A 23,301-nucleotide genomic window follows, 5' to 3' on the forward strand; every position below is an offset into this window, starting at 1 on the left:
TTATTCTGGCTCCTCTCTTAGTAACTTATGGAAAACAAAGATCGCAATCGTGCTAACACCTACAATTAATAATGATGCTTGTGATGCTTCCATAATCTTTTCATCACTTGCATATTGGAACGCCTTTGTCGCTAATGTATCGTAATTAAATGGCCGTAAGATTAACGTTAACGGAATTTCTTTTAGTATATCTACAAACACAAGAATAAATCCACTAATAATAGCGCCCTTCATCATAGGTACATCTATCTTGAAAAATGTTCGAAGACTGTTTGCTCCTAGCATACGAGACGCATCACGGAAATCTGTTCCAATTTTATCAAAACCCGATTCAATTGAATTATAGCCGATTGCAAAAAAACGGATGACATACGCACTAATTAGCATAAACAAACTGACGCTCAATACAAGTTCTGAATCTGTACCAAAGAATCGATAGATAGGAGCGAGAAATCGGTCAAGCGCAATGAATGTTGTAATAACAGCCACAGCTACAACCACACCGGGTATCGAATAACCGAGGACCGTTAATTTCGGCAGTACTTTGGCAAACTTGTGATTGACAATTCGACTAAAGTTACCTACTACTAATGAAAATATAATTATTAAGAATGCACCCATTCCTGCAACAATAACAGAGTTTTTCGTATAGAGTAATACATCCTGCATTGTTACTTTACCAAACGTCAGTATAACCCAATCAATCAACTGAAGGATTGGTATAAAAAATGCCACACTAAAAATAATAACTGTGTACAACGTCGCAAATACCGCTTTCTTCCCCTTTAGTTTAACAAGTGGAAGTGGTCTTACTTTTGTCGTGGAGTAGCTAAATTGTTTGCCCCCTCGTAGTAAACGTTCAATAATCAGAATAACAATAACAATTCCCATAAGAGAGGCAGCTAGTTTGATGGATGACTCCAAATCACCAAGCCCGAACCATGTTTGAAAAATAGCCGTACTAAAGGTCTGAATTCCAAAATATTTCACTACCCCGTAATCGTTTAAAACTTCCAAAACTACTAGACTCACACCACCAATTATGGATACACGGGAAATTGGGATCACAACTTTAAAGAAGATTTCCAAAGGACCTTTCCCTAAAGTCCGCGCACTTTCAATTAGAGAAGCAGATTGATGAGAAAGAAAAATTCTCGTAATCATATATACATACGGATAAAGAAACAGTGTATAAATGAAAATCGCACCTGGGACATGCATAATGTCAAAATAGGCAGGATTCGGTGTGATATCGAAATGGTTACGTAGTGTCTTTTGAATGACGCCCGTGTAATTGATGATGCCGTGATACGTATAGGCACCAATGAAAGGCGGAATCGATAATGGAAGAATAAGCGCCCATTTCATAAAGTTCCTGAGCGGAAAATTATATTGGGCAATGAGCCAAGCGAGACTGAGCCCGATTGCAATCGTGAACAGCGCCGTAAAGAAAACGAGTGTGAGCGACGACTTTATATAGTTAAGAAGCATGAATTCCTTTATATGTGCCCAATTTTCACTTGCTGGTGAAAAAATGCCTACTACAATCGATATATTAGGTAAAAATAGCATGATGATAATGAGTATTGCACCAATCGTCCATCCGTTTACATTAGCTAAATGCTTGTTCATGTCAAAACCCATCCTTTACCTTTTCAGCAATAACCCCCTTGCCGGAAATACGGAAGGGGGCTCGACTTTTATTTCCAGCCGACTTCGTTAAAAATCATAATCGCTTTCGCGTTATTCTCTCCGAGAGTCGATAATGGTATATCTTGTTCTTTAAAATCTCCCCAAGATTTAAGGAGTTCTGAAGGTTCTACATTAGCATTCACAGGGTATTCATAATTCGCTGAGGCAAACTCGCCTTGCGCTTCTTCCCCAGTAAGATATTCAAGTAATTTAAGTGCGTTCTCCGCATTTTTCGAACCTTTGATAACTCCAGCTCCACTAATATTTACATGTGTTCCCGTCGTTTCTTGATTTGGATAGAAAACACCAAGGTTTTCTGCTACTTTCACTTCTTCCGGTTCTTCTGAATGAAGCATTTGACCGAAATAGTATGAGTTCATAATTGCGACGTCACCGATACCCGCAGCGATTGCTTTCGCCTGATCTCGATCTCCGCCTTCAGGATTTTGGGCAAAGTTATTGACGAGACCTTGTGCCCATTCTTTTGCTTCCTCTTCACCATTTATCTCTATGAATGAAGCGAGAAGTGACTGGTTATAAACACTTTCAGAAGATCGGACGAGAACACGCCCTTTCCACTTGTCTTCAGTAAGCGCTTCATACGTGGAAAGCTCTTCAGGTTTGATTTTATCTTTATTATACACGAGAATTCTCGCACGTTTCGTCAAACCCACCCACATATCGTCAACATCACGCAAGTTCTCAGGTATTTGTTTCGATAAGATGTCACTTGACACGGTTTGAAGTAGTCCTTCTTCTTTCGCACGATACAGTCTACCAACGTCAGCTGTTAGTAATACATCGGCTTTCGTTGCAGATCCTTCACGCTTGATGCGCTCGATTAGTACATCAGCTTCGTCTTTGATGACGTTAACTTTAATGCCGGTTTCTTGTTCAAACTTCTTATATAATTCATTATCAACGTCATAATGACGGCTTGTATACAAATTCACTTCCGACTTCTCGGATTTCTTTGCATTTGTATCAGCACCACTATCCTTTTTAGTTGTACTTCCACAAGCGGCAAGTACGAGCATCACGGCAATAACGACTAAGAATAAACTTCTTTTCATGACATTCCAACTCCCAACATTTATTTTGTAATTGAAAATGATTCTCAATCTCACTAATAATATATAATGAGATACATTGGAAGTCAATCTATATTTTATATTCAGTCAATTATAAGGCCAGTCTTCTATGATTTGCATGTCCCAACTAAAAATCCGCAGCCTCTCTATGTTAATAGAACAAGCAGGCGACATGAAAACATATTAAGCTTTTTGTTCAGATAACTGTATTGATTTCTTCTTTTTCGAAGGGACAATATATTTAATGCAATTGCTGTTAAACTACCCGAAACAATACCATTAGGCATATGTGCAAAAAGTTCATTTCAACAGCTGTTAAAGATTCATGATACTCAATGTACATACCGTGTACCACCAATGTGATATTGTTGAGAAAGCAACTAGATTTGGGAGGAAGAATTTTGACGAATCCACATTCCAACTATACAAGTAAGAAATTGAATTTTACTAAGAAAACGTGGATCCTCCTTATTGGTATTATTTTCATGGCATCCACGCTCCGTTCACCATTAACGACTGTTGGTCCATTAATTTCCTCTATAAAAGACAGCTTGACGATTTCCAATACACTAGCAGGGTTTTTAACAACCATTCCACTGCTTGCATTTGCACTAATTTCACCCTTCGCTCCGAAGATTGCACGACGCTTCGGGTTGGAATTGACATTATTCTTTTCTCTTCTATTATTGACTGCAGGCATTGTCATTCGTTCTCAGGGTTCAACGTCAAATTTACTTATCGGCACTTTCCTACTTGGACTTGCCATTGCGTTCGGCAATGTTTTATTGCCCAGTTTGATAAAACTCAATTTCCCGCTCCATATTGGCCTTATGACAGGCATTTATTCTGTAGCTATGAATATATCGGCGTCAATTGCAGTCGGTGTCAGTGTTCCGCTTGCGAGCGGAATGAATTTCGGATGGGAAGGTGCGCTTGGTGTATGGGGTGTTTTATCTTTCATTGCTGTGTTATTTTGGTTCCCTCAACTTAAAAATAAGAAAACATCAAAAGTGGATACACTCGCATCACTTAAAACAAAATCCGCTTCTCTATTGCGCTCCCCTATGGCTTGGAGCGTAACCTTTTTCATGGGTTTCCAATCTTTATTGTTTTATACAACTTCGGCATGGTTACCAGAAGTATTAAAATCTCAAGGATTGGATGCTGGCAGTGCTGGATGGATGGTTTCCCTCATGCAATTTTCACAATTACCCATGACATTCATCATTCCAATTCTAGCCGGGAAAGTGAAAGATCAGCGCTGGATTGTCGCAAGTACTGCGGTTTTATATCTATCGGGTTATATAGGTATTATGGTTGGTGAAACCACGCTTGTTCCGTTATTTATGATTTTAATAGGTATTGCAGGCGGCGTAGCTTTCGGACTGTCGATGATGTTCTTCAGCTTACGCACTCGAACACCACATGAAGCAGCAAATCTGTCAGGAATGGCACAGTCTTTCGGTTACGCACTAGCTGCAGCCGGTCCTGTTTTGTTTGGTATTTTGCACGACTTCACATCCAGTTGGACAATACCAATGCTGCTAATTATCATTTCAAGTATAGGTATTCTTATATCAGGTATGAAAGCAGGTAAAAATGGTTTCGTTGCTCCTGAATAACGAAGGTAAAGCCGAAACTAAAATAGTTTCGGCTTTTTTTATTTAAAAATCTATATGGGATTGCCATTTACACTAAAATATTGATCCTCCACAGCCTAAAATTAAATGAGAGCCATCATCCTTAAAAGTCGTAATTTGATTCTTTTGCTTCTCTAATCTTTGTATAGGTTTCGGTTAACACAACGGTATCCTCTACTAAACGGTCAATCCGGAAGTGCACATCATCATTTACAATTTCTTTGCGAAGAAAGTCCTTCTCCTCAATAAATACGTAGGTTTGAACAATCTGTGCTTTCATATAGGCTAAAATGGGTTTTAACTGCTGTTCTGCAATCAAGTAATGCTTTGGTGAACCGGCAGTTACAAGCATGCTCACTACTTTATCCCGAAATGCATTGACCGGTAGCAAGTCAAAAACGTTCTTTAATGTCGCTGGAATAGAGGCCTGAAAAATGGGTGTCCCAAGGATAATTGCATCAGCTTCCATAATCGTTTTTGATACAAACCCTGTATCTCCTTCATAGTCCAAATAATTGCGTCCATCACTAAATTGGACGGTATAATCAGCTAAGTCTATTAATGTCACTTCTGCATTTGGATATTTTTCAGCAAATGATTCTACTACGTAGTTCATGGCAGTGCGTGTTTTTGAGCCCACAATTGAACCCGATATTCCAACGATTTTCATGGTAGGAACCTCCTATTTTTTAGCTGTATACTTTTTAATTGCCGGTAAAATTTCTGTTCCAATCAGCTCAATGTTTTTCATTAATTTTTCATATGGCACTCCACCAAAATCTATTTGTGCGATATATCGTTGATGACCAAATACCTCATGCTGATAGAGAATTTTTTCAATGATTTGTTGTGGACTACCGATATTCATGACATCACGCGTATCTGCACCCTGAGCAAAGTGTTGTTTTGGATAACCTCGTCCGTTGATTAACTGCATCCCTTGATTAACATGAGGATACGAATCTCTCTGTGCCTGTTGAGTTGTTTCGGCAGCATAGAAAAATCCAGCTGTTGAAATCGGAAGCTCAGATGCTTCAAAACCGCTTCGCTCAGCAGCCTCACGGTAAGCATCGATAGAGCGTTTAAAACTTGTAGCAGGTCCACCTAAAGTCGCTAGAAACATCGGAACCCCCGCGTGTCCAGCCTTGATTGCGCTAGCAGGTGGTCCACCTACAGCACGCCAAATCGGCATGGAGCCATTTTGCGGACGTGGAATTACTAAAGCATTTTTTAATGGAGCACGGAATTGCCCACTCCAATTAACAACTTCCTCTTCATTTATCTTCAATAACAGTTCAAGTTTCTCTTCGTACAACTCTTCATAATCACGAAGATCATAACCTAGTAAATCAAATAGCCCTACACGTGAAGCACGGCCAGCAATAATCTCCGTGCGCCCATTTGAGATCAAATCAATCGTAGCGAAATCTTCGTACACTCGAACAGGGTCCGATGTACTGATAATTGTAGAAGAACTTGCAATTTTAATTTTACTAGTTGCTTGAGCAATTGCTGCTAATACAACTGAATGTGCCTGTGTTGCAAAATACTCCTGATGACTCTCCCCCACACTAAAAAAATCAATACCCGCTTGCTCAGCTAGCTTCGCTAAATCAATGATTTCATGAATACGTTGTTGTGCAGAAATACGTTCTCCAGTATGTGGATTCGGTATATGATCTCCTAGTGTATAAATTCCAAACTCCATTCCTTTACTTTGATCAATACGATATTTCTTCATTTTCCTGACCCCTCTCTAATTTTATTATTAACGTTAGTATAATCTTATAACGTACATAGTGTAAGTACACACTAAAAGGTGCCATAGTATCAAAAAGGATACTAATGAGTGTGTTAAGATGGAAACACAACGATACGGTAAATCAAAAAAAATAAAAAAAGGCGATATTTCGTTCAAATCCGAACGGAATATCGCCCTCTATTTATCATGACTTCAGTTCAGTTCACTTTCCAGAACCCGTTACGGGGGCGTTACATTTTATCAATTAGACCAATTCCTTAATAGCTATTTCATATTTACTATGTGCCTTTTCCCAATCTTTTTCTCTGGAGTCTATTGGCTCACCATCAAGCAATAACTTTATGACGTCCAGACAAACATGCCATCCTGCAAGGTCTTTTGTTGTTTGCGGGGTTATCGTTTTGAACTTTTCCGTAAATATCATTAAACACCCTTTTTGTTGCGGATGTAGTTCAAAGCGGACAACATCGCCGAACCAATCAAATTCAAGTACAGAATGTATTGCGTGCTCAAAAATTTCAAGTTCCTCAAACTTCCCGTCCTGCATGTCGAACGTCATGAATCCACCTTTTCGAGGTTCTCCAACACGTAGCTCCTTAAACCACTTTTCCAGTTCCCGGTTATCCATCAACATTAACCATACGTTTTCCACGGAATGTTCAAGAAGACGTTCATAGCGGGCGATGTATCCATTTTCAACTCGCTTAATGTCAGCTATTATCATAATTTCACTCCTTCATCTAGATCGATTTGTTGTTTGATAACTAATTTCCACACGGTTTTCCGCCTTATATATTATTTAAAATCAATTTCTAATCCGATTGGGCAATGGTCACTACCGAGAATATGCGAATGGATAGTTGCATCTATCAGTAAACTTTCAAGCTGTTTTGACACAATGAAATAATCGATTCGCCATCCGATATTGCGTTCCCTCACTTTACTCATATAGGACCACCACGTGTAAGATCCTTCTAAATCCGGATTGAAATACCGATATGTATCAATAAAACCTGCTGCTAACAATGCCGTCATTTTGCCGCGTTCTTCAGTAGTAAATCCTGAATTACCTACGTTCGATTTTACATTTCGCACATCAATTTCCTCATGCGCAACATTCAAATCGCCGCACAAAATCACTGGTTTTATACCATTCAGCTCTACCAAGTATACCCGCATTTTATCTTCCCACTCTAAACGGTAAGGCAGTCGAGTCAAATCTCGTTTGGAGTTTGGCGTGTATACATTCACCAAGTAAAAGTCAGGGAATTCCAACGTAAGAATCCGTCCTTCTTCTTCCGAATCCATTTCCCCCACACCATACTTCACTGTTATCGGTTTTTCTTTCGTGAACACCGCTGTTCCAGAATACCCTTTTTTCAGCGCATAATTCCAGTATTGAAAATAACCATCCAACTGCATGTCGATTTGGCCTTCTTGTAATTTGATTTCCTGTACGCAGAAAATATCAGCATCTACCGATTCAAAGAATGCCAAGAAACCTTTTCCTACGCATGCCCTTAATCCATTGACGTTCCATGATACTAATCTCATTCTAATAATCTCCTTAAGATACATACTTCTAAGCCGTTTCACAGTTATTAAATTACCATTTTATGTGTATAGTCAATTCAAGTAGAAAACAGTCACTCGATAGCCATTGCCGAAGCTACTTGATATAAGTCCAAGTCAATATCGAGCTGTTTTCCCATTGCCAAATAGGCTAGTTGCTTCCCTAGAAACGGTCCTACTGTTAATCCGGAAGCACCTAAACCATTCGCTAGCAATAGCCCTTGCACACCAGGAACTGCTCCAATAATTGGAAGGAATCCAGGTGTGAAAGGCCGGTATCCGATTCGCGCTTCCGTAAAGGTACTATCCGATAATCCTGGTGCGACTTGTAGCGCTTTTCCTAAAACCTCGTTTAAACCGCCTGCAGTCACACGCATATCGAATTGCATTTCATCTTCGTGCGTTGCCCCGATAACCACTTTCCCATCGTCAAATGCTAATATATATTGATCGGTAGGTGGTATTACAACTGGCCACTCATTCGTTTGTGTATCTTCAAGCTGTAAATGAACGATTTGGGCTTTTTGAGAAGTCACTTGTAAATGTATGCCCATTGGCTCCATCAATTCAGCTGCCCAAGCACCTGCAGTAACAATCACAGTATCGGCAGTAAATTGAGTCCCATTAACCTGAACACCCGTTACCAATTTGTTGGTAAACGTCAGTTTTGCTGAGCCATTCACAAAAACCGCACCATGTTTTTTTGCAGCATTGACCAAAGCAGTTCGCAAAGCTCGCCCATTTACACGTGCCGCCCCGCTTACATAGACCGATCCATATTCCTCTGAGAGAGGCAGGAATAATGCATTTGTTTCACTTTTAGTCATTTGACGAATTTCACCCATTTCTGGTGCATCATCCAGTCTTTTCTTCGCTCGTTCTTCCATCTTTTGAAGTTTAAGCGGATCTGTATGCAAGCTGACTGCCCCAACCCTTTGGTACCCTGTTTCAGTTTCCCCGTCCTCTTCTAATTGCTGAATTAGTGACACATAATAAGCTGCGCCACCTTTTGCAAGTGCATACCAAGCTTTATTTCTTCTCTGAGAAAGCCATGGACAAATAATTCCTGCGGCGGCGTCTGTGGCCTGCCCTGCATCCTGCCGATCCACAACCGTCACATGTGCGCCCGCTTTCGCCAGGTGATAAGCTGTCGAAGCGCCTAAGATTCCACCACCGATAATGATAAATGATTTCAATATATACACCTTTTTTCTCTATAATCTGTTTTAATCATACCAGTTTAGATAATCAATGTATCCAAGTTACATTGTCCAAACTAAAAAGACATAACTTGTTGGATAGCCAACAAGTTATGCCTTCTTTCATCACACGGATAGTAGCGCCGCATCACTATTCAATTTTTCTCCCCGAATTCGTTGGAATTCTGCCATTAGCTTTTCAATCGTCAACTGCTTCTTTTCTTCAGCTTCGACTTCCAAGATGATTTGTCCCTTATCCATCATTATCAATCTGTTACCAAGATCCATCGCTTGCTGCATATTATGCGTAACCATAAGCGTTGTCAATTGATCCTTTTCAACAAGTTCTTTTGTTATATTTGTAATTAATGCTGCTCTTGACGGATCCAGTGCTGCCGTATGCTCATCAAGAAGCAATATGGCCGGTTGTGTAAAAGTAGCCATTAACAGAGAAAGCGCTTGACGCTCTCCTCCAGAAAGCATGCCTACTTTTGCATTTAGCCTGTCTTCGAGATTTAAATGAAGCGTTTCGAGTGATTCCCTGAACAACTCACGACGTTTCTTATGAACACCTTTCCGTAAACCGCGTTTTTTGTCTCTGGAAAAAGCCATTGCAAGGTTTTCCTCGATTGTCATGGAAGGAGCGGTACCAGACATAGGATCCTGGAATACCCTACCAATCATAGCAGATCGTTTATATTCAGGCAGTTTCACCACGTTTTTACCTTCAATTTCAATCGTGCCAAAATCAGGTGTTAGTGCTCCTGAAATCATATTCATCATGGTTGATTTCCCTGCACCATTACTACCGATAACAGTAACAAAATCGCCTTTTTTTAAATGCAAATTGATTTGATCAAGTGCAATTTTTTCATCGGGAGTTGCTTCATTGAATACTTTATTAATCTGTTGGAGTTTCAACAATTGCTTTTCCCTCCTTTTTCTGCGCTTGATCATTACCTGATAATCGTTCTGCATAACGTTTTGCTTTTCTAGTATTCTCCCGCCTTTTTTCAAGAAACTGCGGTAAAATGAGTGCGGCTATTACGATAACAGCAGTGATTAATTTCATATCTCCCGTATCAAGAAACTCTACGCGCAGGGCCAGGCCTAATACTATTCTATAAATAATAGCCCCTGCAATAACCGCGAGTGTTGTTCGTATAATTGTTTTTGTACCAAAGATTGCTTCACCGATAATTACTGAAGCCAACCCGATAACAATCATACCGATACCCATACCGATATCTGAGAACTTTGAGTACTGCGCAATTAAGGCACCCGAGAATGCTACAAGCCCATTTGATAAGCCTAATCCTAAGATAACGAGTGTATCTGTATTAGCTGAAAAACTACGAATCATTTTTTTATTATCGCCGGTTGCCCGAATGGCAAGTCCAATTTCTGTTTGAAGAAACCAATCCACTACGAATTTAATTATTAGTGTAATAATAATAACTAAAAACAGCGTTCCCCATGTAGATGGCAAGTAATTAACACCTAGCATGGAGAAAAACTGATTTATCGCATTATCGATTGGAAGCGTACTCCAAAATGTGTAAAAACCACTAAACAACGTCTCAGCATTTAATAAAGGAATATTAGGACGTCCAATTGATGTTTCTGACGTCATTCCCATAATCCTTAAATTGATTGAGTATAGTGCGATCATCATTAAAATTCCTGCTAGCAATGGGTTTATTTTTCCTTTTGTATGTAAGAGCCCCGTAATACAACCAGCTATAAATCCAAATACAATAGCTACTCCAGTTGCCAATAGTGGATGATAGCCAAAGAAAATCATTGTTGCTGCAACTGCCGCTCCTGTTACAAAACTTCCATCTACCGTAAGATCGGGGAAATCAAGCACCCGAAATGTGATATACACTCCGAGTGCCATGATTGCATAGATGATTCCTTGCTCAACAGAGCCGAAAATAGCACTAAACATACAGAATCATCTCCTAATTTATTCGCTGAATTCAGCTTTCCATTCATCTTTAATAGTAAGCCCAATTGAATCAGCCGTATCTTTGTTCATAATAAGTTTCAAGTTTTGTGGAATTTGAACCGGTAAAGTAGCTGGTTCACTTTCACCTTTTAATACCTTCACTGCCATTTGACCTGCTTCATAACCGATATCATAATATTCGAATCCATATGCCGCTAAGCCACCACGTTTTACTGAATCGAATTCACCAACCATTACCGGAAGTTTATTGTCATTTGCTACGGATACTACAGATTCAAGTGCAGAAACAACAGTATTATCTGTAATGATATAGAATGCATCCACTTTTCCAATCAAGGATTCTGTAGCCTGTTTAACATCAGCTGAAGTGGCAACCGATGCTTCTTTTACGCTCATATCCATATCTTTTAGCAATTCTTTTACTGCATCTACTTGCGCACGGGAGTTCTGTTCGCCGGAGTTAAATACCATCCCAACATTTTTTACCCCAGCTTCTTTAAGGAATTTCATTGTATTCGGAATAGCTTCAGGGTGATTATCGATCGTACCCGTGACATTTCCACCTGGACTCTCATTTGAAGCAACAAGTTCAGCACTTACTGCATCTGTAACTGAAGTGAAAATAATCGGAATTTCTTGCGTAACACTAGCTGCTGCTTGTGCACTTGGTGTAGAGTTTGCAAAAATCAAGTCAACGCCTGAACTAGCTAGATTATTTGCAATTGTTGTATTTGCACTGTTGTCGTTCTGTGCATTTTGAATATCATATTCTACTTCAAGACCTGCATCTTCGATAGCCTTTTGAAAACCATCGAACGCTGCGTTTAATGATGGGTGTTCTACAATTTGCGTCACACCAATTTTATATTTTTCAGTTTCTTCATTAGCTTCTGTCGCTTTATCGTCGTTTGACGTTGTAGAGGTTTTTTCAGCTCCACCACATGCTGCGAGAACGAACATAACACTCAAAAGTCCCACTGTATACGCTATCCAATTCTTCTTCATTCAATCTCCCCCTTTTACATTTATCGCTTTCTTTTAGTCTTTTTTTATAGCGATAATTATTCGTAATAGTACACTGTTCACTAGTGTTAGTCAATAGGATTTAAATTCCCCAGTGCAGGAGAACGCTTTATATTTTACTTGAAATCTATTTCTTCAGTAAAAATTAAAAATGCATTTCTTCGTATAAAAATAAATAAGTTTTACTTAATCTCATTATCATGAATTGTACAAAAAAGAGATCAGTTCTCCATTTGGAGTGCTGATCTCTTTATATTTCAACTATCGGAAAAAGTGACTTAAGAAAAAATAGTACTTCATGCAACCTTTTCATGGTATTTATTTATCAACACGTCCAATTCTTGACTGCATTCAACAACCAAAGGATGAGTAAACCCGAACGTTTTTGCTTTCCTATACATGATCTTTCTTTTAATCCCAATTTGAACCAACAATGCTTTTTCATTAAATAGACTTTTCACAATTTTTCCTCCATATGATATATTGGGCTTCATATCTTGAAGTTATTTTCTTGTAGGTTAAGAAGCAACGAGTTCATCGTACAACACTCTTCATGAAAAGAATGTCGTATTGTAGTGTTTTTTTAAATGTTCACCAAACCATCACAATTAAGACGCATATTTTAGAATAGCAATTGATTTCTTTGACTTCCTTACAGCATTTAACAACATTTTCACTGTCACCTATTCGAAATTCTGCATAAAATTTTACAGTACTTAATTTTGACCAATTGTACCTTACTATAGAACTCAACTCATTTTACACATTAACGATTATAAGTTTTAAAAACGGATTGAATTCGTTTACTGAGCCATATTAATAAAGAACAATACTTGGAGAGGAGGTTTGACCATGAAACGAAATAATACTGAAGATACCACTAAAAATTCTACTGGTGCGCAACTTCAAAAAATGAAAAAAGGTAAAACAGGCGTTATGAAAGAAGAAATTTCTCTTGAGTTAGCTGAACTGGGAAATTTAAATCCTACTCATGAGCCAATGACTCCAAATCAACGCGAAAAAAGCGAATCTGAAAAAACGTATAAATAACTGAGAGAAGTAACTACTTAGGTAGTTACTTCTCTTTTACATACTTTGGAATAAGTACAATAATATTGATGAAAGTCATGGTTACCTATACCTGACGTCAAGATTGATAGGCAATATCCCTTTCCCAGGTGTCCATTCTCAGAAGCATTCTTACACCTTGCCTATACCTATATTATTCAATGAGTACTGAGTGTGTTAACAAACGTAACAAAACCAACCGTCTTTAAAATAAAAAACGGTTGGTCTTTGACTTAAATCGTTACTTTTCAAATACTTGATGAAGCACATCATTGGGTTTACTATTATTCAGGTTTTTGTAGATACAACTTGCGGGTTTTTCCCGTAGCGTTTCAGAGAATGCATTTGCCAGGTCTGCTTCACCTGACACATGAATTTCTTTCCAACCTTTTTCTTTCTTTAATTTCTCAACGATTTCCACCATTCCTTTATAAAATCTCTGCAAGTTTTCTCTTAGACGAGGTTCAAGCGCGTCGACTTTCGAACTTCCCAAACCCTGATTATGCGCAGCGGATGCTTTATTCCGCTCTCCCCATCCTTCCAAGTTCGGATCAAATTCGAAAGTAAGTTCATTCTTAATAGCTCCCATTGCCGTGTCTAAAATACGTACTTCCCCAAAACTAGGCAAGATAATTCCTGCCTCCGGATAGGCTTTGTACATATATTCCATTTCTTCAGTCACAGCATGATTTTCCCAGTGAAAACTCGTTTTCACGGGAACCTGAACATAGTAAACTGACCATAACTCCGGATCTAATGAGGCAAAGATTACAACACCTTTGCTCAAATCATTTTTATTATCCTCAACTTCTTTTTCGATTTTTTTCTTCAATGCATTAAATGCTTTTATTTCATTTTCATCTTTAGAGGCTGTTAAATATTCATCAATGCGCTTTAAACCACTCTTCAAATGAATTCTCCAAGCACCGTTTAATTGCTCCGGATCACCCGGATTGGTGTTTAAATACACACTCAAGACACAACGATTTTCACAGTTAAATTCTTTCAAGGTTTGGAGTTCTTTGCTAATAGACATCATTTAACCTCCTTAAATTTCGTTCCACTCTAAGGATACCCTTGCTCGACCAGTCTAAACGATTTCTGTGGGGTATCTTCTTAAAATGACAGCCAACCATGCCTTTTCAAAGTAACCGATGCTTGAATTACTTTTCCACCAAAGAATAAACACCTACAAAAAGGCAATTTTTGCAGGTGTTTAAAAATTATACTAATTAGGTCAAGATCTTTGGTTTCCTTTGTTTCAATAACGGTTCTCGGTATTCTATCTCTTTACCCGTTTCAATATCAATGAACGTACTTGTTTCATTAAACCATCGATCGGGTGCTTGATGTCCCCAAAATGTTTGACGAAGTGGGTCATTTAAATCCCAGCGTTTAGGCTTTAAGTCAGGATCGGTGGTTAAATAATCTCCCGTGTATAGTTCTATACGATGCCCATCCGGATCTCTCAAATAGAGAAAAAAAGCATTTGACAAGCCATGGCGACCAGGACCGCGCTCTATTGAATCCGCATACCCCATACTAGCCAAAGTATCACAGCAATCGAGCACGCTAAGGCGATCTGTTAATGAGTATGCAAAATGATGCAATTTTGGACCAGGACCACTCATAAATGCTTGGTCATGTACAGTTGGTTTGCGATAAAGCCATGCTGCCCACAAGTCTCCCTCTTCAGTATCTGTATACTCTGAACACGAGAATCCTAAGTGATTGACGTAGAAATCATAAGCTTTCTGAACATCTGGAACAGCACAGTTTACGTGGTCAATTCGCTGAATCTTGGCTCCGCGATAGAGGTCATATCGCTGAAGCATCCGGTCAACAGTGGTCATTTCCGCAAAAAACTCTAAAGGAATACCTGAGACATCATGCACTCGAAGTGTTCTTCCAATTGCATGTTGTTCCCCTTTATCCATCCATTTTGTTTGTAAACCTAGCGATAGGAATAATTTTTCGATTTCCTCAAGATCCTGTTCTTTTTCGACCTTATAGCTTAGTACTTCAACAACGGCTTTATCTGCTTTTTTCAAAAGTAAACTATGATGCGAATGTTCCTCTAAACCTCTTAAGTAAATATGGTTTTCATCACTTTCTGTTTCAATCATGCCTAACCCATCAACATAGAACTGACGAGACACTTGCAAATCCACTACATGAAGAACGGTTCTCGCAATTCGAATGATTGAAAAGTCCAACTTACTCACCATGCCTTCCTTTATTTTTTTCCGAACTGCTGTATACGATGTTCGTCAATGGATACATGAATTATTTTTTGTTCAGTATAAAAATCAAAGCCATAGTGTCCACCTTCACGACCGATTCCAGAAGATTTCATCCCTCCAAAAGGTGTTCTTAGATCGCGGACGTTTTGAGCGTTCACCCAAAGCATTCCCGCTTCAATCTTGTGTGCAACTCGATGGCCACGTTTAATATCGTTAGTCCACACATAACCCGCAAGTCCGTAATCAGTATGATTCGCTAATGTAATGACTTCTTCTTCGTCTTTGAATGTCATCACAGTTAATACGGGCCCAAAGATTTCTTCTTGTGCAACGCGCATGTTATTTTCAGCATTTAGGATCAATGTTGGTGCAACGAAATTGCCACTGTCGAATTTCTCAGGAATATCGCCGGTAACTACGTCGGTGCCTTCCGCTTTTGCAATCTCCAAATAGTTTTTCACTTTATTAAAATGACCTTTATCAATCAATGGCCCCACTTCCGTATCTTTGTCTAGTGGGTCACCAATTATAATATTCGACACACGCAACTTTAAAGCATCTATAAATTGATCTTTAATCCCTTCTTGTAGAAACAAGCGGGAGTTCGCAGTGCATCGTTCACCGTTAAATGAATAAATTCCCCAGACGCAAGCATCTAAAGCTCGTTCAAAGTCTGCGTCCTCAAAGACGATAATAGGAGATTTTCCACCGAGTTCCATAGAGCACTTTTTCAATGTATCTGCACTATTTTTTATAATCATAGTGCCCGTCGTTGTTTCACCTGTGAAAGATATTAGTTGGACGTCTGGATGCCTAACGAGCGCATCTCCTGCTGTTTCACCGTAACCGTGAACAACGTTGAAAACACCTTTAGGAAGATCTGCCCTATGAATTATTTCGGCTAATAGGTTAGCTGATAGCGGAGAGAGTTCAGCCGGTTTTAATACAACTGTATTTCCAGTCGCAAGTGCTGGCGCGACTTTCCATGTCTCTAACATAAAGGGAGCATTCCATGGTGTGATTAATCCTGCAACTCCTACAGGTGAATTAATCGTGTAGTTGATAAATTCTTCATCCACTTGATAGGATTCACCAACAAGACGATTTTCTACCATACGGGCATAAAATCTGAAATTTTCAGAGGCACGACTTACCATATTTCTAGTTTGACTAATGGGAAGTCCTGTATCAAGTGATTCTAGGTACGCTATTTTTTCTACTTCTTCGTCTATCAAATCTGCAATACGGTAAATGTATGCCAATCTCTTTTTAAGTTTCATTGTTTTCCAAGGTCCGTGATCAAAAGCATATCGAGCCGCTGCCACTGCTTTTTGAATATCATCAGATTGTCCTTCAGCAACTTCATTAATTTGTTCATTTGTAAACGGATTTATGTTTTTAATCGTCATCCCATTTATAGCCGGTGTAAATTCCCCATTTATATAGAGTAATATATTCTTTTGCGTTTCATGTTTATATGAAACTGACTTATGAATTGATACCATACTCTTCACCTAGTTTCTTATCATTATTTTATGGAAGCCCCTTGTGGTAATATTGCAAGGTCAATAAGTGATTGGCGAACCTCTGCTTGTATTTCAACTGAAGGTAATCCTAAAGGCAAGCGAAGTTTAGGTGTGATTTTCCCCATCATACCTAGTGCTACTTTAACCGGTGATGGATTTGTATCTTTGAAGAGTACATCATTTAGTGGCATTAATTCGAAGTGAAGATTTTGCGATTTTACAATGTCTCCTGCAACCCATGCGTTGTAAAGTTCGGCTACTTTCGTTGGTTCAACATTTGCTGTGGCACTTATAAATCCAGCACCGCCAATTGCGAGCATTGGATAGCAAAGCAATTCAATTCCCGAAAACAATAGAAAATCCCTTCCGCAGGTTAACAGCACGCGATTCACGTGTTCGAAGTCTTTATTTGCTTCTTTTACACCGATAATGTTCGGACAATCATCAACTAAGCGTTTCATCGTACTTACTTCCATATTAACGGCGGACCGACCCGGAATATTGTAAATTATAATTGGTGTTTTAACTGAATCTGCTACTGTTTTAAAGTGCTGATAAAGTGCTTCTTGGTTCGGCTTATTATAGTAAGGTACGATAACCATTGCAGCATCCGCACCTATTTCTTCGGCATATTTCGTTAATTCCATTGTTTCATCATGATTTGTAGAACCTGTACCAGGTGCAAAAAACACGCGTCTATCAATTGTCTTTGTTGCCAGATCCATAACCCTTTTCCTTTCGGAGATAGTTAATGAACTCGGTTCACCACTCGTACCTGTTACAGAAATCCCATGACTTCCACTTTCAATTTGCCAATTGATCAACTCAATGAATGCTTTTTCGTCGATTTCACCACTATCAGTAAACGGAGTAATGACAGGGCAAATTGAACCTCTTAATTTCTTTTTAGCTTCATCGTATCCCATAGTACCCACTCCTTCCAAATAGATATCTACCTGTCAATAATGTGAAGCTTCAATTGACTATGCCGGCTTCTCTCTTAGTTTTGTTCAAAAAACTTGCAACCATGTCTTTATAAGGTTGCTTATCAAAACCATCATAATAGGCATTCGACATTCTCACAGGATCTCCAAAGAAATAATATTCATAGAGTGCTTGTCGGTTACCAAATGCACTAATGGTAATATCCCAAGCTAAGCGGAATAGCTGTACTTTTTCCTCACCGTTAATGGTTGCCCCCTGTGTATAACGGTGAACCAATGGGCCAACGTCCGTACTGGAGAAGTCTGCTTCAGTTGGAAGTGCCATTAATCCTGAAGCGCCTAGTATTTTAATAATTTCATTCATCCGCTGGTACATTTTAGGGTACCAGTTGCGTGCAGCATTTAACGGTTCAAAGTCGGGTGTCATATTGCCGTATTGATCGATTTTTGCATTGTGTTCAGACTTGAACAAATGAGAACGCATGACTTCTAAAATAACCATGATTTCACTTGCTTTTTCTTTAACATGCATGAATTTATCAATTCCAATTGCTTCCATCATACTAATGACAACACCTAGAATAAATTCGGTTTTTACGATGTTTTTTGAAATAACTTGATGCGTCATATGGATAACCGCGTTTGTCTCAGTGTAGGTACGATTGCATATATCTGTACTTTCACTTACGAAAACCCTTTCCCAAGGAACCAAAACATTTTCAAATGAAATGATTGCGTCCCCCTCATCAAACCTAGCGCCTAATGGGTGATCCCATTTACTTTTCCCATAGTCGAATGATTCGCGAGATAGAAATTTTAAACCTGCCGTATTATTTGGTATTGCAAATGCAAATGCGAATGGATCATCCGTCGTTCCCGGTGTCCTGTTGATAGTCGACGGGAAAACGACTAGCTCATCAGTAATGCCGCCTAGCGTTGCCAAGAGCCGGCAACCATTTACAACAATCCCATCAGGCGTTTTTTTCGTAATACGTGCAGAGAGAAATGGATCTTTTTGTTCTGCTTGCGTAAGCATTGACCTATTCACTTGTGGGTGAATTAATGTATGAGTTAAACTGATATCATTTTCCCGTGCATATTCATAGTAGTTTGCTGCATTTTTTGCGAATTGATCACTTCCCCCGCCTTCTTGCGCAAAAAATTGACTAGCGGTACCGAAAGCCATAATGCTCGTGTTCAAATAATCCGGAGTTCGTCCCATCATACCGCCAGAGAATGTGGCCCACTCCATATGCATTTCACGTCTTTTAAACAAATCATCTTTCGTTTTAGGAGCAATAAAAGAAAGCCCCACCTTGTTCCCTGATGACGGTGATGTATATAACATTTTTTCCGGTTTCTCATGTTGTAAATCATATAGACCTGCAACACTTTCCACTACATTTTTAAATGCTGGATGTATGGTTACATCTTCTACTTTTTCGCCATGAATCCATACTTCTGCATTTCGTTCTTTAATACCGTCCACATATTCTTTACCCGTTCGTGCACCCATTCGATTCCCTCCTCATTTCGGATAACAGTTTGGTCGTCTACTTGGCATTAGATGTCTACTTTTTATTAAACCTTGAGTGAATATTATTTTGTTTGTACGTACCAGCATCACTAAATTCAACCAATTCCATAGATAACGCTAAATAACGTGTCGACATTAAAAGCGCGAAATGTTCTTTCATCACTTCAAATAGAGCTTCACAAATTTCTTTCTTTAATTCCTCCGAACGTCCAGCACCAATTTTCAACACTGCATGGATGAATGCGTCATCTTCTAAACCATCTGCAACTCGATAGTCATTAAGTTCAATCGCTCTTGAACGAAGACCACCTATCGGGAAAATAGAGTCCCGTGCAATTAGTACATTGTGAATATCTTCAAATAACTTTGCCAAATTCGATTCTTCTTTGATATTATCTGTGTACTCAACAATAAAATGTGGCATTCAAGTCCCCCTGTTCCACACTATCGATTTGTAAAGAATTCATCTCCGATAATGGTATTTATCAAACGTCCAATCCCTTCCACTTCTGTGACCACAATATCTCCAACGGCCGTATCAACTGAACCTTTTGGAGTACCTGTAAGGATTATGTCATTTTCACTCAATGTCATAAAGCTACTTAAATACTCAATCAGTGTTGGAATATCAAAAATCATATTCGATGTACTTCCTTCCTGAACGAGCACATCATTAACATGTGTTGTTAGCTTTAAATTCATTGGATCTGCAACATCGACTGCATCGACAATCCACGGTCCAAATGGGGTACATCCATCACGGTTTTTCACTCGTAAGTTAGGACGATAATAGTTTTCCAAGTAATCTCTGATTGCATAATCGTTCACGACGCTATACCCTTTAATATAGCTATATGCATCTTCTTTTTTCACATTTCGTGCCGTTTCACCGATGATTACAGCCAATTCGCATTCATAATGCATATACGCGACATCTGCGGGACGATGAGTAAATGCTTGGTGCCCAATCAACGTATTCGGACCCTTTAAAAAGACTAGCGGTTCGGATGGTGCAACAAATGAAAGTTCTGCTGCATGATCAGCATAGTTAAGCCCCAAAGCAAATACCGTACGAGGTTCTATGGGTGTTAGCCAAGTTACTAAACTCTCATCTACTATTCGGCCATCCTCTAATTTGAGTTGCCCTTCCCATTCAACCGCATCAAAAATGGCACCTCCATATGCTAATCGAGCTCTTTTCATATCGGCTCCCTCCAGGTGGATTTACTTTCTTCTACAATTACGTTCTCTAAACTTCCTATACCTGCTATTTCGATTCGAACTATATCGCCAACTTCGGCTAGTGGCGCATCTTCAGGGACACCTACCAGTAATACATCTCCCGGACTTAATGTCATAAACTCAGTAACATCTGCAATTAAACGGGAAACTGAACGGATCAAATTCGATGTTGAATTTTCTTGTTGAAGCTGATTATTGATGAAAACACGGATATCTAAATCATCGGGATTATCCATTTCACGCCTATCGATAATCCATGGTCCGATGGGACAAAATCCATCACGTCCATTATATTGAACCGCCGGGCGGTATACGCTTTCATGCGGCACACTGATATCGTTTACAATCGTATAGCCTGCAACATAGGTCAATGCATTTTCTTCATCAACAGCGACGGCTTTCGTTCCTATTACTATTCCAAGTGCCGCACCCATTTCTAATTTTGATATCCCAATTGGCATCGGGATATCTGCACCATGTCGACTTAATGTATTCATCGGTTTTATATAAAGAACAGGTGAAATTGGAGGCGAATTATATGGTTCTTCATGAACTGCATCGCCGAGTTTTTCAAGCACCCCCTTGTAGTTCAGCAACGTACCAAAAACCGTACCTGTAACGGGGGTGTCGAATTGTATTTCATTTGCACTTTTTACAATCCCCCCTTTCACAACGGAATTTGTTCCAGTAATCACATTCACTGATATTAGTTCACGTGCTCCTAACACTTTAACTCTTGCTCTTCGCAACCATTTCACCCCATAAGTTTGTAGACTTTTTTTCATAGTGCAAAAACGGCAATTCAAAATTGACCCTAAAATTGATGCACAAAAGGGCACCCTTTTTGTAGATTGGAGTATTCAAACCACAAACTAGCTAAAGAAGCGCCCACACATTTCTGAACTCGTATTTTCAATGTCTTCATCGTTAATATTCTGTCGCTATTTACAATTGGAAATAAATCATACTGATAATAAAGCTTTATCACTGGTTAATTTTTCACCACGTATGCGTTGGAATTCATCCATCAGTTTTTGAATCGTTAAATCCTTCTTTTCTTCGGCATCTATTTCTAAGATAATTTGTCCTTTATCCATCATTATAAGTCTGTTACCTAGGTCTAATGCTTGTTGCATATTATGTGTGATCATCAGCGTCGTTAGTTGATCCTTTTCTACAAGTTGTTTGGTTAAATTCGTAATTAACTCTGCCCGCGATGGGTCTAGCGCCGCAGTATGTTCATCAAGAAGCAATATTGATGGTTGAGTAAATGTTGCCATCAATAAAGAAAGAGCTTGCCTCTCTCCACCAGAAAGCATTCCTACTTTTGCATTCAATCGGTTTTCAAGGTTTAAATGAAGCGTTGCAAGTGATTCACGAAACAGTTCACGACGTTTCTTATCAACAGCTCGTTTTAACACTCGTTTTTTATTTCTTGAAAAGGCCATAGCAAGATTTTCTTCAATTGTCATCGTTGGAGCTGTTCCCGCCATTGGATCTTGAAAAACCCTTCCGATCATTTGTGAACGCTTATATTCCGGTAATTTTGTTACATCTTTATCGGCAATTTCAATTGTTCCAAAGTCAGGAGATAGTGCACCAGAAATCATATTCAGCATCGTCGATTTTCCTGCGCCATTGCTCCCGATTACAGTCATGAAATCACCGATTTGTAACTTAAGATTAATTTGGTCCAATGCGATTTTTTCATCAGGTGTTGCTTCATTAAATAGTTTGTTAATCTGACTGAGTTTTAGCATCGGCATTTCCTTCTTTCATCAGCAAATGTGTATGCTCTACTAAGCGTTCAGCATGGCGTTTTGCTTTTCTGCTCTTTTCTCGTTTCTTTTCAAAGTATTGTGGCAAGATCAATGCGCCAATTACAATGACGGCGGTAATTAGTTTCATATCACCCGTATCGAGAAAGTCGACTCTAAGCGCAAGACCGAGCACTATTCTATAAATAATTGCACCTGCAATTACGGCAAATGTGGTTCGCATAATCGTTTTTGTTCCAAATATTGCTTCACCTATAATTACGGAAGCCAGTCCGATAATAATCATTCCAATTCCCATTCCAATGTCAGCAAACTTCGAGTATTGAGCGATTAGCGCCCCAGAAAAAGCTACGAGTGCATTGGAAAAGCCTAAACCTATAATAACGAGTGTGTCTGTATTAGCAGATAAACTTCTAATCATTTTTTTATTATCACCGGTAGCTCTTATTGCAAGACCGACTTCCGTTTTCAGAAACCAATCGACGACAAATTTAATTAACAAAACAATGATTATCATGATGAACAATGTTCCCCAGGTGGAAGGCAAGAATTGAATCCCAAGCTTGCTGAAGAAATTATTAATAGCGTTGTCAATACCTAAAGAACCCCAAAATGTCTGGAATTGAATAAATAGTGTTTCGGCATTTAATAATGGTATGTTTGGACGACCAATTGAATTCTCAGATGTTAAACCCATTATGCGTAAATTTATGGAATACAAAGCAATCATCATTAATATTCCAGCCAGGAGTGCATTAATCTTGCCTTTTGTATGTAGGAGGCCTGTTACACATCCAGCAAGAAAACCAATAACAATGGCTACTGCAGTAGCCGCCACTGGATGATATCCAAAGATAATCATAGTGGCAGCTACTCCAGCTCCTGTTACAAAACTTCCGTCAACTGTTAAATCTGGAAAGTCCAAAACTCGGAATGAAATATAAACACCAAGTGCCATAATCGCATAAATAATTCCTTGCTCTACTGATCCAAACACAGCTGAAAACATATT

General features: G+C 39.0%; 23 protein-coding genes. 2 read left to right on the forward strand and 21 right to left on the reverse strand.

The features are described 5' to 3' along the window. Together AC1TO4_RS05415 and AC1TO4_RS05420 are read right to left on the reverse strand one after the other, a co-directional pair. Positions 1-1,632 carry an ABC transporter permease gene (locus tag AC1TO4_RS05415; RefSeq protein WP_482104476.1) on the reverse strand — a complete coding sequence of 544 codons (1,632 nt, stop codon included), beginning with the start codon at positions 1,630-1,632 and terminating at the stop codon, positions 1-3. Positions 1,633-1,700: 68 nt separating this feature from the next. Continuing rightward, the gene (locus AC1TO4_RS05420) at positions 1,701-2,765 is read right to left on the reverse strand and encodes a Fe(3+) ABC transporter substrate-binding protein (RefSeq protein ID WP_482104477.1); all 1,065 of its coding nucleotides are present in this window, start codon (positions 2,763-2,765) and stop codon (positions 1,701-1,703) included. Positions 2,766-3,184: 419 nt separating this feature from the next. Here AC1TO4_RS05420 and AC1TO4_RS05425 point away from each other — a divergent pair, with 419 nt between their 5' ends. Beyond that, the gene (locus AC1TO4_RS05425; protein ID WP_482104478.1) at positions 3,185-4,405 is read left to right on the forward strand and encodes a CynX/NimT family MFS transporter; all 1,221 of its coding nucleotides are present in this window, start codon (positions 3,185-3,187) and stop codon (positions 4,403-4,405) included. A gap of 121 nt (positions 4,406-4,526) precedes the next feature. Here AC1TO4_RS05425 and AC1TO4_RS05430 read toward each other — a convergent pair whose 3' ends face one another. The 9 genes from AC1TO4_RS05430 to AC1TO4_RS05470 form a co-directional block, all read right to left on the reverse strand. Continuing rightward, the gene (locus AC1TO4_RS05430) at positions 4,527-5,093 is read right to left on the reverse strand and encodes an NADPH-dependent FMN reductase (protein ID WP_482104479.1); all 567 of its coding nucleotides are present in this window, start codon (positions 5,091-5,093) and stop codon (positions 4,527-4,529) included. A gap of 12 nt (positions 5,094-5,105) precedes the next feature. Next, entirely contained in the window at positions 5,106-6,164 is a 1,059-nt protein-coding gene (locus tag AC1TO4_RS05435) for an LLM class flavin-dependent oxidoreductase (protein WP_482104480.1), read from the reverse strand. A 265-nt stretch (positions 6,165-6,429) separates the two neighbouring features. Continuing rightward, positions 6,430-6,909: an SRPBCC domain-containing protein gene (locus AC1TO4_RS05440; protein WP_482104481.1), complete on the reverse strand. Its 480-nt coding sequence runs from the start codon at positions 6,907-6,909 to the stop codon at positions 6,430-6,432. A 71-nt stretch (positions 6,910-6,980) separates the two neighbouring features. Next, positions 6,981-7,739 (reverse strand): exodeoxyribonuclease III, encoded by a 759-nt coding sequence (locus AC1TO4_RS05445; protein WP_482104482.1) that lies wholly within the window; start codon positions 7,737-7,739, stop codon positions 6,981-6,983. 92 nt (positions 7,740-7,831) lie between these two features. Beyond that, the gene (locus AC1TO4_RS05450) at positions 7,832-8,953 is read right to left on the reverse strand and encodes an NAD(P)/FAD-dependent oxidoreductase (protein ID WP_482104483.1); all 1,122 of its coding nucleotides are present in this window, start codon (positions 8,951-8,953) and stop codon (positions 7,832-7,834) included. Between the two features lie 129 nt (positions 8,954-9,082). Further along, entirely contained in the window at positions 9,083-9,880 is a 798-nt protein-coding gene (locus AC1TO4_RS05455) for an ABC transporter ATP-binding protein (protein WP_482101938.1), read from the reverse strand. Continuing rightward, positions 9,858-10,907, reverse strand: a complete 1,050-nt coding sequence (locus AC1TO4_RS05460; protein WP_482104484.1) for an ABC transporter permease — start codon at positions 10,905-10,907, stop codon at positions 9,858-9,860. Before AC1TO4_RS05460 ends, AC1TO4_RS05455 begins: the two co-directional genes overlap by 23 nt. Positions 10,908-10,925: 18 nt before the next feature. Beyond that, complete coding sequence (locus AC1TO4_RS05465; RefSeq protein ID WP_482104485.1) at positions 10,926-11,933, reverse strand: ABC transporter substrate-binding protein; 1,008 nt, start codon at positions 11,931-11,933, stop codon at positions 10,926-10,928. Between the two features lie 314 nt (positions 11,934-12,247). Then, positions 12,248-12,412, reverse strand: a complete 165-nt coding sequence (locus AC1TO4_RS05470; RefSeq protein WP_482101941.1) for a Spo0E family sporulation regulatory protein-aspartic acid phosphatase — start codon at positions 12,410-12,412, stop codon at positions 12,248-12,250. Between the two features lie 391 nt (positions 12,413-12,803). Between AC1TO4_RS05470 and AC1TO4_RS05475 the strand changes: the two genes are divergently transcribed. Next, complete coding sequence (locus AC1TO4_RS05475) at positions 12,804-13,001, forward strand: hypothetical protein (RefSeq protein WP_482104486.1); 198 nt, start codon at positions 12,804-12,806, stop codon at positions 12,999-13,001. A 259-nt stretch (positions 13,002-13,260) separates the two neighbouring features. Here AC1TO4_RS05475 and AC1TO4_RS05480 read toward each other — a convergent pair whose 3' ends face one another. The 10 genes from AC1TO4_RS05480 to AC1TO4_RS05525 all read right to left on the reverse strand — a co-directional run bounded on the left by AC1TO4_RS05480 (position 13,261) and on the right by AC1TO4_RS05525 (position 23,298). Then, on the reverse strand, positions 13,261-14,055 hold the full coding sequence (locus AC1TO4_RS05480) for a VLRF1 family aeRF1-type release factor (RefSeq protein WP_482104487.1): 795 nt from the start codon (positions 14,053-14,055) through the stop codon (positions 13,261-13,263). A 196-nt stretch (positions 14,056-14,251) separates the two neighbouring features. Next, complete coding sequence (gene hpaD / locus AC1TO4_RS05485) at positions 14,252-15,235, reverse strand: 3,4-dihydroxyphenylacetate 2,3-dioxygenase (protein ID WP_482102022.1); 984 nt, start codon at positions 15,233-15,235, stop codon at positions 14,252-14,254. Positions 15,236-15,255: 20 nt separating this feature from the next. Beyond that, a complete protein-coding gene (hpaE, locus tag AC1TO4_RS05490) occupies positions 15,256-16,767 on the reverse strand; it encodes a 5-carboxymethyl-2-hydroxymuconate semialdehyde dehydrogenase (protein ID WP_482104488.1) in 1,512 nt (503 codons plus the stop codon). A 23-nt stretch (positions 16,768-16,790) separates the two neighbouring features. After that, entirely contained in the window at positions 16,791-17,714 is a 924-nt protein-coding gene (gene hpaI, locus AC1TO4_RS05495; protein WP_482104489.1) for a 2,4-dihydroxyhept-2-ene-1,7-dioic acid aldolase, read from the reverse strand. A gap of 49 nt (positions 17,715-17,763) precedes the next feature. Further along, positions 17,764-19,248 (reverse strand): 4-hydroxyphenylacetate 3-monooxygenase, oxygenase component, encoded by a 1,485-nt coding sequence (gene hpaB, locus AC1TO4_RS05500; protein ID WP_482104490.1) that lies wholly within the window; start codon positions 19,246-19,248, stop codon positions 17,764-17,766. 55 nt (positions 19,249-19,303) lie between these two features. Next, the gene (locus AC1TO4_RS05505; protein WP_482104491.1) at positions 19,304-19,693 is read right to left on the reverse strand and encodes a 5-carboxymethyl-2-hydroxymuconate Delta-isomerase; all 390 of its coding nucleotides are present in this window, start codon (positions 19,691-19,693) and stop codon (positions 19,304-19,306) included. Between the two features lie 20 nt (positions 19,694-19,713). Continuing rightward, a complete protein-coding gene (locus tag AC1TO4_RS05510) occupies positions 19,714-20,472 on the reverse strand; it encodes a fumarylacetoacetate hydrolase family protein (protein WP_482104492.1) in 759 nt (252 codons plus the stop codon). Further along, a complete protein-coding gene (locus tag AC1TO4_RS05515; RefSeq protein ID WP_482104493.1) occupies positions 20,469-21,260 on the reverse strand; it encodes a fumarylacetoacetate hydrolase family protein in 792 nt (263 codons plus the stop codon). The genes AC1TO4_RS05510 and AC1TO4_RS05515 overlap by 4 nt, the downstream gene beginning before the upstream one ends. 213 nt (positions 21,261-21,473) lie before the next feature. Next, positions 21,474-22,271, reverse strand: a complete 798-nt coding sequence (locus AC1TO4_RS05520) for an ABC transporter ATP-binding protein (protein WP_482104494.1) — start codon at positions 22,269-22,271, stop codon at positions 21,474-21,476. Beyond that, a complete protein-coding gene (locus tag AC1TO4_RS05525) occupies positions 22,249-23,298 on the reverse strand; it encodes an ABC transporter permease (RefSeq protein WP_482104495.1) in 1,050 nt (349 codons plus the stop codon). Before AC1TO4_RS05525 ends, AC1TO4_RS05520 begins: the two co-directional genes overlap by 23 nt. Positions 23,299-23,301: the final 3 nt, after the last annotated feature.

It is taken from the genome of Sporosarcina sp. Y838 (genome assembly GCF_056786515.1).